The 15086-nt window shown below is 56.0% G+C and carries 18 protein-coding genes and 1 tRNA gene; 8 read left to right on the top strand and 11 right to left on the bottom strand.

Features of this window, described 5'->3' with window-relative positions:
• The first annotated feature begins 2 nt into the window (after positions 1-2).
• The 3 genes from modC (at position 3) to csrA (ending at position 2630) form a co-directional block, all read left to right on the top strand.
• Positions 3-1091, top strand: coding sequence for a molybdenum ABC transporter ATP-binding protein (gene modC / locus V0R60_RS20790; RefSeq protein WP_371922206.1), 1089 nt, complete (start codon positions 3-5; stop codon positions 1089-1091).
• Positions 1092-1133: 42 nt separating this feature from the next.
• Positions 1134-2147, top strand: a complete 1014-nt coding sequence (locus V0R60_RS20795; protein ID WP_136476934.1) for a DNA topoisomerase IB — start codon at positions 1134-1136, stop codon at positions 2145-2147.
• Between the two features lie 282 nt (positions 2148-2429).
• The gene (gene csrA / locus V0R60_RS20800) at positions 2430-2630 is read left to right on the top strand and encodes a carbon storage regulator CsrA (protein WP_136476935.1); all 201 of its coding nucleotides are present in this window, start codon (positions 2430-2432) and stop codon (positions 2628-2630) included.
• Between the two features lie 72 nt (positions 2631-2702).
• Here csrA and V0R60_RS20805 read toward each other — a convergent pair whose 3' ends face one another.
• The 3 genes from V0R60_RS20805 to V0R60_RS20815 are packed head-to-tail and all read right to left on the bottom strand — an operon-like array spanning position 2703 to position 5706.
• A complete protein-coding gene (locus V0R60_RS20805) occupies positions 2703-3074 on the bottom strand; it encodes a response regulator (protein ID WP_136476936.1) in 372 nt (123 codons plus the stop codon).
• 19 nt (positions 3075-3093) lie between these two features.
• Positions 3094-4539, bottom strand: coding sequence for an ATPase domain-containing protein (locus V0R60_RS20810; protein ID WP_330080655.1), 1446 nt, complete (start codon positions 4537-4539; stop codon positions 3094-3096).
• Positions 4540-4551: 12 nt separating this feature from the next.
• Complete coding sequence (locus tag V0R60_RS20815) at positions 4552-5706, bottom strand: two-component system sensor histidine kinase NtrB (RefSeq protein ID WP_256658222.1); 1155 nt, start codon at positions 5704-5706, stop codon at positions 4552-4554.
• A 269-nt stretch (positions 5707-5975) separates the two neighbouring features.
• Here V0R60_RS20815 and V0R60_RS20820 point away from each other — a divergent pair.
• Together V0R60_RS20820 and V0R60_RS20825 are read left to right on the top strand one after the other, a co-directional pair.
• Positions 5976-6060, top strand: a tRNA-Leu gene (locus V0R60_RS20820).
• Between the two features lie 118 nt (positions 6061-6178).
• Positions 6179-6592, top strand: a complete 414-nt coding sequence (locus tag V0R60_RS20825; RefSeq protein WP_136476938.1) for a DoxX family protein — start codon at positions 6179-6181, stop codon at positions 6590-6592.
• A 15-nt stretch (positions 6593-6607) separates the two neighbouring features.
• Here the strand turns inward: V0R60_RS20825 and V0R60_RS20830 are convergent, their stop codons facing one another.
• Positions 6608-6793, bottom strand: a complete 186-nt coding sequence (locus tag V0R60_RS20830; protein ID WP_136476939.1) for a hypothetical protein — start codon at positions 6791-6793, stop codon at positions 6608-6610.
• 85 nt (positions 6794-6878) lie between these two features.
• Here V0R60_RS20830 and V0R60_RS20835 point away from each other — a divergent pair, with 85 nt between their 5' ends.
• On the top strand, positions 6879-7121 hold the full coding sequence (locus V0R60_RS20835; RefSeq protein ID WP_136476940.1) for a hypothetical protein: 243 nt from the start codon (positions 6879-6881) through the stop codon (positions 7119-7121).
• A gap of 1 nt (position 7122) precedes the next feature.
• Here V0R60_RS20835 and V0R60_RS20840 read toward each other — a convergent pair whose 3' ends face one another.
• Positions 7123-7581 carry a GNAT family N-acetyltransferase gene (locus V0R60_RS20840; protein WP_136476941.1) on the bottom strand — a complete coding sequence of 153 codons (459 nt, stop codon included), beginning with the start codon at positions 7579-7581 and terminating at the stop codon, positions 7123-7125.
• Between the two features lie 117 nt (positions 7582-7698).
• Positions 7699-7890, bottom strand: a complete 192-nt coding sequence (locus V0R60_RS20845; protein WP_136476942.1) for a hypothetical protein — start codon at positions 7888-7890, stop codon at positions 7699-7701.
• A gap of 267 nt (positions 7891-8157) precedes the next feature.
• Here V0R60_RS20845 and V0R60_RS20850 point away from each other — a divergent pair, with 267 nt between their 5' ends.
• Positions 8158-8397, top strand: coding sequence for a hypothetical protein (locus V0R60_RS20850; protein WP_136476943.1), 240 nt, complete (start codon positions 8158-8160; stop codon positions 8395-8397).
• Between the two features lie 325 nt (positions 8398-8722).
• Positions 8723-9304 carry a hypothetical protein gene (locus V0R60_RS20855; RefSeq protein WP_136476944.1) on the top strand — a complete coding sequence of 194 codons (582 nt, stop codon included), beginning with the start codon at positions 8723-8725 and terminating at the stop codon, positions 9302-9304.
• A gap of 339 nt (positions 9305-9643) precedes the next feature.
• On the opposite strand, the gene V0R60_RS20860 is transcribed toward V0R60_RS20855, so the two are convergent.
• The 5 genes from V0R60_RS20860 to V0R60_RS20880 form a co-directional block, all read right to left on the bottom strand.
• Complete coding sequence (locus tag V0R60_RS20860; RefSeq protein WP_330080617.1) at positions 9644-9943, bottom strand: hypothetical protein; 300 nt, start codon at positions 9941-9943, stop codon at positions 9644-9646.
• A gap of 271 nt (positions 9944-10214) precedes the next feature.
• Complete coding sequence (locus V0R60_RS20865; RefSeq protein ID WP_330080618.1) at positions 10215-10583, bottom strand: hypothetical protein; 369 nt, start codon at positions 10581-10583, stop codon at positions 10215-10217.
• Positions 10584-10821: 238 nt separating this feature from the next.
• Positions 10822-13359 carry a TonB-dependent siderophore receptor gene (locus tag V0R60_RS20870; RefSeq protein WP_330080619.1) on the bottom strand — a complete coding sequence of 846 codons (2538 nt, stop codon included), beginning with the start codon at positions 13357-13359 and terminating at the stop codon, positions 10822-10824.
• Positions 13360-13455: 96 nt separating this feature from the next.
• A complete protein-coding gene (locus V0R60_RS20875; RefSeq protein WP_330080620.1) occupies positions 13456-14442 on the bottom strand; it encodes a FecR family protein in 987 nt (328 codons plus the stop codon).
• Positions 14439-14954: a sigma-70 family RNA polymerase sigma factor gene (locus tag V0R60_RS20880; RefSeq protein WP_330080621.1), complete on the bottom strand. Its 516-nt coding sequence runs from the start codon at positions 14952-14954 to the stop codon at positions 14439-14441. The genes V0R60_RS20875 and V0R60_RS20880 overlap by 4 nt, the downstream gene beginning before the upstream one ends.
• Between the last annotated feature and the right edge of the window lie 132 nt (positions 14955-15086).

The following is a 15086-nucleotide window of genomic DNA, read 5'->3' on the forward strand; positions in this document are numbered from 1 at the left end:
CCTTGCAAAAAATGATTCATGCCCGGCTCAAGGTCGCGCGCGACACCTTCGACCTGGATGTCGACCTGCAACTGCCCGGACGCGGCATCAGCGCGCTGTTTGGCCACTCAGGCTCGGGGAAAACCACCTGCCTGCGCTGTCTCGCCGGGCTGGAGCGGGCGTCCGAGGCTTATATCGAGGTCAACGGCCAAGTATGGCAGGACTCGCGGCGCGACCACTTCATTGCCCCACATCAACGCCCTGTTGGCTACGTGTTTCAAGAGCCCAGCCTGTTTGCGCACCTGACCGTGCATGGCAACCTGACCTTTGGCTGGCGACGCGTAGCGCCGCAGGCGCGCAAGGTAGGCATGCAACAGGCCTGTTCACTTCTCGGTATCGAGCACCTGCTCGAGCGCAAACCCTCCACCCTCTCAGGCGGAGAAGCACAACGCGTCGGGATAGCCCGGGCACTGTTGAGCAGCCCACAACTGCTGTTGATGGATGAGCCCCTCGCCGCCCTCGACGGTCCGCGCAAGCGCGAAATCCTGCCGTACCTGGAACGGTTACACGAGGAACTGGAAATCCCGCTGATCTACGTCAGCCATGCCCAGGACGAGGTTGCCCGCCTGGCAGATCATCTAGTGTTACTAGAGCACGGTAAAGCCTTGGCCAGCGGCCCGATTACCGCCACCCTCTCGCGTCTCGACCTGCCGCTGGCCCAGGGCGATGATGCAGGGGTAATCATCGAAGGCCGTGTCAGCAGCCATGACGCAAGCTACCAGTTGCTGGGCCTGCAACTACCCGGCAGCACCCTGGAGCTACGCGTGGCCCACGACCCCCTGGCACTGGGCACAGCGCTGCGCCTCAAGGTTCAGGCACGAGATGTGAGCCTGAGCATGGGACGAGAAGCGCACTCCAGCATCCTCAACCGCTTGCCAGTGAGCGTGATCGGCTTTCAACCCGCGGATAACAGCGCTCACGTTCTGGTCAGCCTCGACGCGGCCGGCAGCGTGCTATTGGCACGTATAACCCGGTATTCTGCCGATCAGCTTGGCCTGCACAGCGGCCAGCACCTGATAGCACAGATAAAGTCAGTGGCACTGCTGGGCTGAGCCTGTTGTCCATAGCACAGACCCCGTCAGCGGATTTGTGCCATGGCCGAAGCTGCTTTACCCGAGAGTTTGCACTACGTCGAAGACAGCCAACCGGGGCTGCGCCGCAGCACCTTGCGCGGCCAATTCGTCTACGTTGATGCGCAAGGCCGACGCATCGAGGATGCGGCCACCCTCGACCGGATAAAAGCCTTGGCCATCCCCCCGGCCTATACCGATGTGTGGATCTGCGCCGACCCGCAAGGTCATGTGCAGGCTACCGGACGCGACGCTCGTGGGCGCAAGCAATACCGCTATCATCCAAAGTGGCGTGACTTTCGCGACAGCCATAAGTATGCGCGCATGTTGGAATTTGCCAGCACACTGCCCAGAATTCGCAGCCAGTTGGACAGCCATCTCGCCCGGCCTGGCCTGGATCGACAGAAAGTAATGGCCCTGATTGTCAGTCTGCTCGACGCGACCCTGATAAGGGTTGGCAATCGCCAATATGCCCGCGACAACAATTCTTTCGGTCTCACGACCCTGCGCAACCGCCATGTAAAAGTACAAGGCATCGCCATACGTTTTCGCTTTCGCGGCAAGAGCGGTATCGAGCACCAGGTCACCTTGCGCAACCGGCGCCTTGCCAACCTGATCAAACGATGTATGGATCTACCCGGCCAGGATTTGTTCCAATACCAGGACGAGCAAGGCAATCGTCACAGCATTGGATCGAGCGATATCAACGCGTACCTGCAAGAACTGACCGGCAGCGACTTCACCGCCAAGGACTATCGCACCTGGGCTGGCAGCGCGCTGGCCTTGAGTTTGCTGCGCAAGTTGCAATGGCAACCGGAGTCCGAAGCACGTCGACAGGTGGTCGAAATCGTCAAACAGGTCGCCTTGCGCCTGGGAAATACCCCAGCGGTATGCCGACGCTGCTATATCCACCCGCAACTTCTGGAGTATTTCGCACGCGGCGAGCTGGCCAACCTGCCACGCGCCCGCAAGCGCAAGGGGCTGGATGCAGAGGAAGTACGCCTGGCGGTGTTTCTAAAATCCATCCCGCCCCCTTGAAAGCCAATACAATCGGCCTCAATTTCCCTATCATGCAGAGAAATTTCCCATATTCGCTCAAGCCCCCTATGCTTGCGGGTGTGAGCAGCGTTCGTTGCCACCAAGCACTTATCCGCCCCAGTGGGCACATGCGACTAATGACTCACTACAGAATATGTGTTCGGGGGAATTAATATCCGCCGAAAGCGTCTTTAATGAAGGAAAAGAGGAACGCGCGCGGCGCATTCCCGGGCTTATGCGGGCTCAGTCTGCAAAGCAAATTACGTTACCAAGGAGATATACATGCTGATACTCACCCGTAAGGTTGGCGAAAGCATCGTCATCAACGATGACATCAAAGTCACCATTCTGGGCGTTAAAGGTATGCAAGTGAGAATTGGCATCGACGCGCCTAAAGATGTTCAGGTGCACCGCGAAGAAATTTTCAAGCGCATTCAGGCCGGCAGCCCGGCGCCAGAAAAAGGAGACAGTCACCACGAGTAATGCTCGCTGACCCAAGCCGCACGGATGCGCTTGACCCTCATCACGTCAGCCTTGATGGCGGGCCCAATGGCTCTATGACGACTTGGGTGGGCGAAGCAATTGATTTACCGCAGCGATCAACTTGGGGATATCGAAGGGCTTTTCGAACACGGCAGCAAACAGATCAGGGCTTTCCCACCCCTCGTGAGCTTGGGCACCACTGATCAATATCATTGGCAAATGCCGCAGCTGTTCGTTCTCACGAATTTTCATCGCCAGGTCCTTGCCATTGAGCCTGGGCATCATGTAGTCGGTGATCACCAACTCGACACGGGTACGCTCCAGCGCTTGCAGAGCTTGTTCGCCGTCACCTGCCCTGACCACCTCAAAGCCCTCATCTTCCAGGAACATGCCCAGAATATCGGCGATCAGATACTCGTCGTCGACGACCAGAATCGTGCTCATGATACTGCAACCTGACGGTTCATTTGCCCGCCGCCAGCACGGGAGTACCGGATAACACTGCCATTGCCTGGGTAAATGTCTTTTTCAGATCGATGCCGTGATTGCTGAAAGTCAACTCCAGCAGTGCCGGGTCATAGCCACTGTCGCGCACCTTGAGAATCGACAGCAAGCGCTTGAGCTGCGAATCGAATTCGACAAATCGCATCAACATGAGGTTATCGACAATACTCGACAGATCCGGCGCCGGGGCATTGATTTCCGAACCAAATATATCTCGCATCTCCCAAGTTGCGACGACGCTGACATCCAGGGCGCGAAGCTCACCAGCCAGCGCCCGGAAAAACTCATTGAGGCGTTCCGGAGTGGTGGCCAGACGGGTGAAGGCACCGAGGCTGTCGATCAACACCCGCCGGATTTTCTTCTCTCGAACCAGACGCAACAGGCGTGCGCCGACATCATCGAGAATACCCTCGGTGGTTGGCTGCCACGCAATATGCAGCGCGCCCTCTTGCTCCATGGCAGCGAAATTGTGCCCCAGGGCGCTGGCCTTCAAACGCAGGCGCGCAGGCGTTTCGTAGAAACCAAAATGCAGCCCCGGCTCCTCGGTAGTGGCCGCTGCCAGGAAACTCAGCCCAAGGGAAGTTTTGCCTATTCCCGAGGGCCCCATCACCAGAGTGATGGAACTGCCTGGCAAGCCGCCGCCCAAAAGCTCATCGAGAACTTTGATACCGCTACCGACTCTGGTCAGCTCTTCACTGCCCATACTGCTGGGGTAGCTGTACAGCGACTCCAGACGCGGATAGACCTGCAGGCCATCGGCGGTGATTTCACACTCGTGCAACCCTGACAATGCACCGCTACCACGGGTTTTGCGTACCTGAATACGGCGCACCGAGCGACTGCTGAACAACGTCTCGCCCAACTCGATAACGCCATCGACCATGGTATGTTCCGGGCTGCCGTCATCGAGCCGAGAACTGGTCAAAAACACCACCGAGCAACCGGCAAAGGCCGCGTGGCCTTGTAGGCCGGCAATGAACTTCTTGGTGTCGAGGGAGGATTCAGCCCGAGACCTTGCCGTCAGCAAGCCATCCACCACCAACAATGTAGCTTGGTGACGGCTTATTTCACCACGCAGCAATTTGACGACTTGATCCAGCCCATCTCTTTCCAATGTGTCGAAGGCGCTGACGAACTGAATCTGTTTGCCCACCAGGCTGGGGTCGAAAAAACTCAAGGTCGAGAGATATTGAAACAGGCGTTCGTGGGACTCGCTCAACAATGTCGCGACGAGCACTCGCCCCCCCTGACCGACATGATTGAACGCCAGTTGGTTGGCCAGGATGGTTTTTCCTGAACCTGGAGCCCCTTGAATGATGTAGGAAGCACCAACAATGAGCCCGCCCTTGAGCAGTGCGTCCAGCCCGTCGATTCCACTAGCGAGGCGTTTGAGTTGTTCCACGATACGCGTAACTGTTCAGTTCGACGTAACAATGACTGGCTGAAAAACCGGTAGATACAAGGTCATGCATGTGCCCTCTTGCGGCACACTGGCGACGGTCACGGCACCGTTGCTCTGCTTAACGAATCCGTAGACCTGGCTCAACCCCAACCCAGTCCCCTTGCCGAAGGCCTTGGTGGTGAAAAAAGGCTCGAAGATCCGCGGCAACACGCTGGGGGAGATCCCCCTGCCATTGTCAATGACGTCCAGTTGCACGAACGCACCATACAGATTTTCGATCTCGCCCTCGAGTTGGCAATTACGCCCCAACAAACGAATCACTCCATCGCTTTCTACTGCATCACGGGCGTTGAGAATCAAATTGAGCAGAACCATCTGCAGTTGTCCACCGTCGACCTCGATGTCCTGCAGCTCTGGCTCCAACTGTATTTGCAGCTCGACATTTTCAGGCAACGCATGGGCGAGTAACGTGCAAATCGACTCGATCAGAACCGGCACCTGCACCTTGCCTGACTTGAGCACTTTAAAGCGGGCAAAGCTGAGCAATTGCTGAGTCATCTGCGTGCCACGCTCGCCAGCATCGAGAATATGCTCCAGTAAACGTTGGCTGCGTTGTGGGTCGCGACTGGTCAGGGCCAGTTTTGCCGAACCGATGATGATGGTCAGCAAATTGTTGAAGTCATGCGCCATGCCTCCGGTCAACAGGCCGAGGGCTTCAAGCTTCTGTGCCTGAAACAACTGCGCGCGCATGGCATCAAGTTGCAGGGCGGCCTCGCGCCGATCAGTGATGTCACGGGTAATCTTTGCCAGCCCGATGATTTCGCCCCCCGGGGAGCGAATCACATCCAGCGCTGCCAGGGCCCAGAAACGCGTGCCATCTTTGCGCACACGCCAGCCCTCATCCTGGGCGACACCCGTGCGAATGGCACGCTCGAGCAGGAAAGCAGGCTTGCCATTGACGCGATCTTCTTCGGTAAAAAATAGCGAGAAATGCTTGCCGATAATTTCCTGCGCGTCCCAGCCCTTGATCCGCTGGGCACCTGCGTTCCACGACACAACCCGACCTTCAAGATCGAGCATATAGATGGCGTAATCCACCACCGCCTGCACCAGTTGTTCGTAGAGACTGGCCTGCATGGTGTGCAAATTCGAGTGATCAGGAGAACTCATAGCAACCCCATGCAAACTGCAGATGTATTCAAGCATAGACAGCCAACACTACGCGCAATTCCAGCAGGAGGGTATTTCTCCTTGAAAAGATAGACACAGATTGAATTCAAAGGATGGGCAACTGGTCGCCCATGCGCCTGTAAAGGCCGTACCAGCCACCTGCGTGCAGTTGACGCAAATATAACGATGAGTTATAAAGCTCGCTTGATTGTGGAGGAAATACATTTTCTCCAGGGCGCACGCCCCGGTTTCCGGACCCTGTCAAACTTGCGAGTGTGGTGGAATTGGTATACACAGCAGACTTAAAATCTGCCGGCGTGAGCCTTGCGGGTTCGAGTCCCGCCACTCGCACCATCTTTTGAGAAAAGGCGCCTGCAAGGCGCCTTTTTGCTATCTGCACCACCGCTCCACTGACGCAGTGGCGGCAACCAACTGCTAAGGTAAAATGGCCCTATCACAAAGGAAGGCGGCCATGCGCTATACCCTGTTCGATAACCAGCGTGATGTAATCATTTTGCTGGCACGTATCTTGTTGATGATTCTGTTCGTCATGTCTGGCTGGAGCAAACTCACAGGCTTCGAGGGTACGGTGAATTACCTGGCTTCCCTGGGTGCGCCCATGCCCGTCGTCGCAGCAGCGGTTGCGGTGGTCATGGAATTTTTCGTCGCTATTGTGCTGATCGTGGGCTTTTTCACTCGCCCATTGGCGTTTCTATTCGCTTTGTTCGTGGTGGGAACCGCATTGATCGGCCATCCATTCTGGAACATGGTCGATCCGGAGCGAGCAGCAAACAGCGTGCAGTTTTTCAAGAACCTGAGTATCTGTGGAGGCTTGCTACTGCTGGCGGTGACCGGCGCGGGTAGATTCTCGGTAGACGGGCGTTAGCGCGACGCCCCTGACCTACAGATCGTCCAGGGGATCGACACCTTCGTCCCAATCAACCTCATCCAGGACGTCGACAGGTTCGTCGTCCTGGGGGTCAAACAATGGATCAACTTCATCCTGATGCTCAGGATCGCTTTCGTAGAACTCATGATCGAGCAAATGATCGTGCTCAGGTTCGTGAATATCCAGCTCGTCGTGCATCATCAGTTCCTGCAATTGTGCTTTTGGTACAAAGGGATGCTTATATAAGCCAGGGCCTTGCAGTCGTCAACGCCAGGGGGGCGCTATGAAATACCTGCTGATTCTTATCATCAGTCACGCGGCAACCTACTATGCCGTCGGCGCCATTATCGATTCTCGACTTCAGCATCTTGCCGAAGACCTGCGACACAATCCCTATGCTCCCTCCCAAGCCCAGTACTTGGAGGACGTGCGCCTGCACGCGCAGCACTCCAAGATTGAATACTGCGCAGTACTGGGCACGCTGCTGGCTGCGCTCTTGTCATTAATAACGTGGGTAATGACTTGAGTTACAGCGTCATCCGGTATTCGAGTGAGCCGGCATTCTGTGCAACCCAGTCGTATAACTTCTGAGCCTGCTTGTTGCTATGGTGGGTATGCCAGTACAGCCGCCCACACTGCTGTTGACGGGCAAAAGCCTGCACCCACTCGATCAACGCCTTGCCAACGCCCCCTCCACGAACTGAAGGCAGAACATACAAGTCTTCCAGGTAACAGAAATCTGCCGACGACCACGTCGAACGGTGCAGTACTGCGTTCACCAGCCCGACAACCTCACCCGCCCTCACAGCCACCGCCGAGACCATTGGCTCGTCAGGGTCGAGAAAGCGATTGAAGGTACGTTCCGTAACCGCGTCCTCGAAGGCCACCTCGTAGAAATCCTGATACGCCAGCCACACCCCTAGCCACTGTTCGTAATCGTCAGGGTTAACCGCTCTTACAATTATCGTATTGTGATCACTGGTCATTGCTCGAACACTCCGTGTTGATTGGGAATGCTGGCAATGTAAGGGTTGAGGCCGTCGGCAATACCGACCAATTCGGCGACAAGTGGCAGGCCACTTGCTCATCCACTGCTGCGCTTATTAGTGGCGCAGCAACGCTGCATTGGCCTGGCGAACCATGTCCAGCCACTCACTGGCGCTCACCGATCCCGACCGCTCCAGGCGCTCGGCAGCCATCAATGCCTGGTCGTAGGCCGCTTCCTGAAGAACACCCTCCCCCAGGAAACGAGCACGCCATTGCAGAATCGCAACAGCCCCTTTTTTGTCATCCATCTCCATCCCCACGTAGCACTGATAAGGGCAACAAAACTGGGTTGCCGTCCAAGCGCCGGGGAGATTACACGACGACATCGGCCTTGAGAATAGTTTGCATTACCGTAATTAGTGTCATTAAGACCAACGGTAACACCCCCACTCCGTTGACTAAAAACCTGAAGGACAAAAGCGCTTTCATACCTCTGGTCGCCTCGCTTGAAGCTTTGTTGCAGCCACTCAAAAGGATGGCTAATAGTTAGATGTCTGCCTGGGGAGGCATAAAAAATGCAATCAAGATTCGTTATCGTTCCGGCAGTGCCGATAGAGCAGGAATCCTTCCGCGCTGGCACCCGTTTCTACGCCACGACCGTGCCTGGTGGTTTTGATATCTATGACAACCAGGAAAAAATCAGGCTAAAACCCAGTTATCAAGGCAAGGATGAAGCAATGCTCCATTGCGCTCGCCTAAATGCGGAGGACAGCTCGATCCCGATTGTCCGCCCGACATACCTGCTACCAACCTAACCCAAAGCACTAAGCGGCGCGCTCTGGTGCCGCTCATCCAGTGGCGCGTAAATGCCGATGATCAGCGGCAAAAATTCGCGGGATGCCCAAGAACGGATGTGTATAATGCTATCTCCAATGCAACTGATATTCAGTTGCATTGGAGATTCGCGAATATGCTGAAAATTTGCACGATCTATGGCCTAATTGCCGCGAATTTTCTTACATAACCCGTTTTCAACTTGAATGCGGCCAATGACACTCAACATCGTATGACTTCCATCAAACTCACTTTCCCTCTAAGCGCCCTGCTTGCATCGAGCATAGCTCCATCAAGGACGATCTCATGAACGCTCTCCAACTCGTGATGTCAGGAATTCTCATTCCTTCCTGTGCACTGGCAGCCGATGCCGTGCAGCTCTCCCCTTGGGCGCAGGAACCTACCTCCTTCATGGGCGTAGATCTGCAGGGAGACTTTCTGAAAGACGTGGAAGAATGCCCGACCGCACCGGTAACAACGCAAACGTTATGCCGCGTGAATACCGATACACCCGACCAGTACCTGATCCAGGGCGCGAACTCCCGCCGCGTGCTACTCGGTTATCAACTTGTTGCCCAGCTGTCCAACGGCAAAATCGAAAAACTGGTTTTTACCGGCCCTTCCAATAGCAGTGCCTTGGTTGCCGAAATGCTGCGTACCGATTACGGCCCACCGTCGCACAGTAAAACCAACTTGGTCAAAACCCGGTCTGGCACCATGTTCGATAACGAAGTGCTTCTGTGGAAAGGTCAGAAACTATCTATCGAATCGCAGCGTAACGACAACGACCTGAGCACCTACAACGTTATGTTCACCAATGCACCCGTTTCGATCAGCAACGTGCAGGACGCAGAACAACCGTCTGATGATGGCGTGTCACAGATTTGATTTCCCAGGAAGGTGACACAACAGTTGGCGCAGGATTTGGAGCAGGCACAGGATTGCTGGTAGGAGGAGCGGCAGGTGGCCCCATAGGTGCGTTGGTGGGGGCTGGCGTCGGGCTGTTGGTCGGGTCGGGCGTGCAGTCTGCCACCGGCCAGCAAGGACGAAGCTACACGGTGAGAAGCAGTACTGGCGAAGTAAAAACAGTGCGTTCACCGCGTGAAGAATTCGCCATTGGTCAACAAGTGGAAATGAACGGCATAAGACTGCGCGCCGCTGCACCCTGAACGCTTGGACACCCCAGGGAGAAGCCCGCTTCAGCGGGCTTTCTAACGCCATCCAGGCTTACATCGAGCCGGTTATTCTGTCGTCTGTAGAAGCGCCACCTGCGGCAACCTGACGGGCCCGACCTACTCCCCAGGCCAAGGCCCTGGTCATCGACTCGCCAGGGCGCGAATCAAAAGCCTCCTCATGCAACGCCATGCCGGAAGCTGCATACACACCAATAAACATCTGCGTAGTACCGGTACGCGACAACCTTACCTGCACCTCGATGTAAGTACCGTCATCAAGGGTTTCATCATGGGTTCGACTGTGAAGCGTAGGGTCTGCCCAAGACCAGAAAATGTCTCCGCGTGTTCTCATACAGCCCTCCTGCAACCGTCTGTTGAGCGTGTGACAAATACCAAGATAGCCAACGTGTCGCGATGTTCAAGGGCAACATGCAGCATTCAGAGCGCAGCCGGACAATCGGCCTGTGGAGGGGCGCAGATCATTTTTATCGTTTACAGAAAGGCCCGGCGCAGGGCCGGGCCTCCAAGCTGCTGCAGCGCGCTCCACCCCGGCGCCCGGTTATCTTTCATTGAGAGTTCAACAGCTCACCGCGGTATGCTGGTAGTGCCTTTTCAACCACCCTTTATGTTCTTGAGCACACGTAGGCTGCATCTAGAAGCTTTCCATGGTCATACCAGGCATCTCGCTGATAAGCAGCGTACTGATGTTGGTTGCCTGCACCATAAACCTCAACAAGGCCTGAGGCTTGGTTTGGGTCGGTACTATTAACGAACAGCTTGAGCGTATTGTCTCCCTTCTGCACGTAAGTGCTTGAACTGCCTCCAAGCTCCTTTTGAACACATCCTAAATAATCTGGCTGGCCTTTCGCGATGCTCCCAGAAATCTGGTCATGTCCAATACGGACATCCGGGTTGTGTGCACAACCGGACAGTAAAACAATGACAACAAACGACGATATCACTCCGTGGGCGGCCGTCCTTAAGCTTTTCATGCGGCACCTCCGACCCCCAACAAAAACTAATGGATAGCTCGGATGATATAAGCCCTTTCTAATTGTAAGACACTGCTGGATAACGAAATATCATTGCGCTTCTAAATGATAGTTCGTTGATAACAGCGCCATATTCAAGTTAGCTATATTTTTCCTTGGCAACCGAATCACAGAGCAGTCAGCCTATTGGGTGAGGCGCTGTTAACGCAAACAACAGGCTTGCACCCGACCAGCAACTTCAAAATTGGCCACGCAACGTCAGCATGTAGTTGCGCGGCGCTCCATAGTAGTTACCGTACTCCGCCGTGTTGACGGTCTCGAAGTATTTGCGATCGAACAGGTTATTGCCATTGAGCGCGACGGTCCAGTGTTCATCCAACTGGTATTCCACCATCGTGTCCCATACGGCGTAGCCGCCCTGGCTGAAGTCGAATGGGGTTGTACTGTAGGGATTGCCCTTGCTGTCCAGGCGGTAGGATTCACCACTGACAAAATTGGCGCTTTGCGCTGTTACACCTCCCCCGACTTTCCACTGGGACATCCTGTCAGGCAAGGTATAGACCGCCCAGAGCTTGGCCAGATGTTTAGGCGTCACACTGCTGAACGCCTTGCTGGTCTCTCGGTTTCGTGTATTGGTGTAGGTATAGCCGCCCATTACCATCAGACCGGGTAGCAGTTCACCGCTGGCCTCCAGGTCGACACCCTTGCTGACCACCTCCCCTTGCGGCAAATAACAGCAACTGCCACCGTATAGTACCGACTGCCCTGTGTGAGCTGGGTCCAATACCGCCTCGTGCTCGCGCTGGGTGTAAAACAGCGCTGCAGATACGTTCAGAGAACTGTTGAACAACTCACCTTTCAAGCCCGTTTCATAGGTTTTACCCACCATGGGTTCTACTGTCTTGCCGGACGTGACAGGCCCCTCGCGACGCTGAGCCTGGGGTTTGAATATCTCCGAGTAGCTTGCATATGCCGACCACTGCTCATCCAGGGCGTAGACCAGCCCGCCGAACGGTACCATCTTGGTGGGCTCGCGATAGTCGATTCCAGGTTGGGCCTCCCACGCGCCAGTTTTGGCGTTTACCGTCTGGTACTTCTGCTCATATTTGTAGCGCTGAGCGCGGGCACCAACGATTAGTTGCAGCGGGTCAGTCAGCTGCAGGCGCAGCGTCGAGTACAACCCGTACTGCTTGCGGGTGTTCGGGCTGTAGTCACGGGTCAAGTCATCGCCAATTGCATCGGGGCCCAGCGGCGTGGCATTTGGATTGTAGACATCTATGGGAATGATATCGGTCATGCCCCCGGTCGCACGCCAGCGACTTGTGACCTTTTGCGCATCGGCACCAACCAACAACTCATGCTCACGACCGAAGGCCGAGAACGTGCCGGAAACGTTTGCATCGAACAGCGACTGCTCGCTCCACGACTTGATGAAGCTGCCACCCCACGTGGCGCCTTGCATCGTCTCTGGATCCGGCGCCCCCCAAAGAAACGCGCTTTTGGCCTCGGTCTTGTCATAGGTATTGGTGAAACTGACGTTAAGCTTCCACGTCTCGCCCAAGTCCTGATCGTACTTGACGAACCACTCCTGCGAAGCGTTATCGCTGTACGCCCAGTTCGGGGTGTACCACGTGCTCCGCCCTAGTTTGAGATCCTTGCCGGTGCTGTAGCGTGGCAGACCGTCTCCGGTACCGTTTTCATGGATCCGCTCATAACGCCCGCCGACGGTCACCCGGGCGCTATCGGTAAGGTCAGCTTCGAGTACCGCGTAAATAAATGGCTTGTCGGTGCTGCGGTTGTCATAAAAGTACTGGCGGTCGGTGTAAGCCGTCACCACACGCCCACGCAGGCGACCATCGAAAGCGATTGGACCGGTGACATCGATTTCGCTGCGGTAGTTGTCCCAGGAGCCGGCGGAGGTGTTTATTTTCAGTTGGTTGTAATCCAACGGGCGCTTTCGCACAGCGTTGATGATGCCACCGGGATCGCCGGTTCCACCAAACAGCCCAGATGCCCCACGCAAAATCTCTATGTGGTCGAACTCGGCCATATCGTAGGTTTTATTGGCGTAGAACGTGCCGATACCCGAACCGATGTCCATGGGCGAGGCGCCATCGATCTGAATGTTGTCGATGGGGAAACCGCGCGATAAAAACTGCGGCAATCGGTAATTCGAATTTTTCACCGTGATGCCAGGCGCGCGCTTAAGGGCATCGCTCAGATCAACCATGCGCAAATCTTCGATTAACTGTTGGCTGACCACCGACACACTCTGCGGCGTATTTTTCAAGCTTGTCGGCGTCTTCGAACCGGCGCTGACCAAACCCGTCGTGTATGAACCCGAGTTCTCGGTTGCCTGGCCCATCCCCTGCCCGCTGATCATGGTGTTATCGAGTTCCAGCGCAGCGCCGGCATCCATCAACTGATACAGCATCCAATTGCCAGCAGCAGTACGGCTAGCGGCAAGACCAGAACCATTGAGCAGAATCTCAAGACCTTGCGCAACTGCGTACTCACCTCGCAGCGCAGGCGCGCGCTTGCCCTGGACCATCCCGGGATTGAACGGCAAATTTATCCCTGCAGTCTGGGCAAAGGCGTTGAGCGACTGTTCAAGCGTACCGGCCGGCAGATCGTAGCGATGTACTTGGGCCTGCTCGGCATAGGCTGGCGGAATGAACAGGGTCATGGCTGTGGTGCTGGTGAACAGCACCCCGCGCAGCGCGAGCGCAAGACGGGTTCGAGGCAAATGGGGTGGTTGGGAGGAAGCAGATGACATGAAACGCGAGCTCCTTTCGGTTGGCGAGTGGTTTTTCTTATTTGCCGAAGAGCTCAGAAAAACCCGCAATGCCATACCGCATTTTTCAGCTCACACTTAACGTGCAACCACCCTCCTCCACAGCGAGGTGAAGCGCTCGATCCGAACCGGCAGGGAGTCGCCGAGGGCATTGAGCGCCCGATCGATGTCATCAAGCTGGAAGACTCCCGACACCTCGACATTGGCGATCTGCCGGTCACAGCTGATCCAGCCACGCTGATAGCGCGCAAACTCGGCGACCAAATCGCGCATGCGCATACGGCTGGCGACCAGCTGGCCCCTGGTCCAGGCGCTGGCATCCATGTCGGTAGCCGTCACTTTGCTCAGTCCGTTGGCTGTAATCACATATTCCTCGCCCGCCTCAACGCGTTGCCGCTGCACGGCGTGATGGATGACCACCGCATGTTCCTCAACCCTAAGGCGGGTCTGGTCTTGCTCCTGGCGCACGGCAAACGCGGTGCCGAGCGCCTCTAAACTTGCCTGAGGGGTCTGAACCCAAAAGCCACGTCGCCCCCCAGGGGCACCATCGTCCGCACCAGTGTCGATAAATATCTCGCCACGCTGAAGCGTGAACACGCGCTTGTGTTGACTGAAGGCTACATCGACCGCACTGGAAGTATTGATCTGCAGCCGAGTGCCGTCAGCGAGTACAAAGCTGCGACGCTCGCCGACTTGAGTGGTGTAATCCGAGTTCCAGGGAGCAAGCGCTCCCCTATGCACCTCCCAACCCATGCCTCCCATTACCAGACCGCCGCCGACGACCTGCAGCAACCGACGGCGACCAATGCGTCCGCGTTGCATACGCTCAAGGGTATCCAAAGCGACACGGCTGCTGGCACCTGAGAGCGTTGCAAGGCCATGAAACGCGGACTCACTGGCTTGCAAGGCTTGCCAGGCGGCCTCATGAACAGGCCGCGCCTGTCGCCACTGCAAGCACCCCTGACGTACGCGATCATCGGCGTCGCCTGACTGCAGCCGAACCTTCCAGGCAATCGCCTGATCGAGAACCTCGTCAGGCAACTCCGGACGACCATCTGCGCTCATAGCGTCGCGAGGTAGCAGTGGCGGATGGCCTTTGCCATATACCCTTCCACCGATCTCAAACTAACCCCCAGATGTATGGCTATCTCTTTGTAGCCCAGCCCTTCCAGTCGCGAAAGCAGAAACGCGGAGCGCACTTTAGGCGGCAAACCGTCGAGCAATGCATCGATCCTGGTGAGGGTTTCCAGCAGGATAAATTGAGTCTCGGGTGATGGGGTTTCGGCATCAGGTAAACCGGCAACAGCGTTGAGGTAGGCCCGTTCAACGCGCTGGCGACGAGCACGGTCGATCATCAAAGCCCGTGCAACAGTACTTAACCACGCCCTAGGCTGGCGCAAATCCTGTAGCCGTTCAGGTTTGCCCAATATGTTCACAAAGGTGTCTTGAGCCAGATCGGCAGCGTTATCTCCCTGACGAAGCCGCGTGCGTAACCAGCCAACCAACCAAGCGTGATGATCGAGGTAAAGCGTGTGGATATCAGCCTGCGCTGACGGTGAGACAGGCTGTGAAGACACGAGAAATCCCTACTTGATATAACAGTGCATTTGCGAATTTATCGCATTCTATACAGCACTGATCTCGAATGACAAGCGCCCCCCTGTATTGAAAACGCTTGATCCGACTTCCTCATTGCCTTGTGCCAAGCC

The organism is Pseudomonas auratipiscis (assembly GCF_036324085.1).
GTDB lineage: Bacteria > Pseudomonadota > Gammaproteobacteria > Pseudomonadales > Pseudomonadaceae > Aquipseudomonas > Aquipseudomonas auratipiscis.

Coding starts and splice junctions, on each gene's coding strand:
- V0R60_RS20795 (WP_136476934.1), top strand. CDS start 1,134: ATGGCCGAAGCTGCTTTACCCGAGAGTTTGCACTACGTCGAAGACAGC.
- csrA (WP_136476935.1), top strand. CDS start 2,430: ATGCTGATACTCACCCGTAAGGTTGGCGAAAGCATCGTCATCAACGAT.
- V0R60_RS20805 (WP_136476936.1), bottom strand. CDS start 3,074: ATGAGCACGATTCTGGTCGTCGACGACGAGTATCTGATCGCCGATATT.
- V0R60_RS20815 (WP_256658222.1), bottom strand. CDS start 5,706: ATGAGTTCTCCTGATCACTCGAATTTGCACACCATGCAGGCCAGTCTC.
- V0R60_RS20825 (WP_136476938.1), top strand. CDS start 6,179: ATGCGCTATACCCTGTTCGATAACCAGCGTGATGTAATCATTTTGCTG.
- V0R60_RS20830 (WP_136476939.1), bottom strand. CDS start 6,793: ATGCACGACGAGCTGGATATTCACGAACCTGAGCACGATCATTTGCTC.
- V0R60_RS20835 (WP_136476940.1), top strand. CDS start 6,879: ATGAAATACCTGCTGATTCTTATCATCAGTCACGCGGCAACCTACTAT.
- V0R60_RS20840 (WP_136476941.1), bottom strand. CDS start 7,581: ATGACCAGTGATCACAATACGATAATTGTAAGAGCGGTTAACCCTGAC.
- V0R60_RS20845 (WP_136476942.1), bottom strand. CDS start 7,890: ATGGATGACAAAAAAGGGGCTGTTGCGATTCTGCAATGGCGTGCTCGT.
- V0R60_RS20850 (WP_136476943.1), top strand. CDS start 8,158: ATGCAATCAAGATTCGTTATCGTTCCGGCAGTGCCGATAGAGCAGGAA.
- V0R60_RS20855 (WP_136476944.1), top strand. CDS start 8,723: ATGAACGCTCTCCAACTCGTGATGTCAGGAATTCTCATTCCTTCCTGT.
- V0R60_RS20860 (WP_330080617.1), bottom strand. CDS start 9,943: ATGAGAACACGCGGAGACATTTTCTGGTCTTGGGCAGACCCTACGCTT.
- V0R60_RS20865 (WP_330080618.1), bottom strand. CDS start 10,583: ATGAAAAGCTTAAGGACGGCCGCCCACGGAGTGATATCGTCGTTTGTT.
- V0R60_RS20870 (WP_330080619.1), bottom strand. CDS start 13,359: ATGTCATCTGCTTCCTCCCAACCACCCCATTTGCCTCGAACCCGTCTT.
- V0R60_RS20875 (WP_330080620.1), bottom strand. CDS start 14,442: ATGAGCGCAGATGGTCGTCCGGAGTTGCCTGACGAGGTTCTCGATCAG.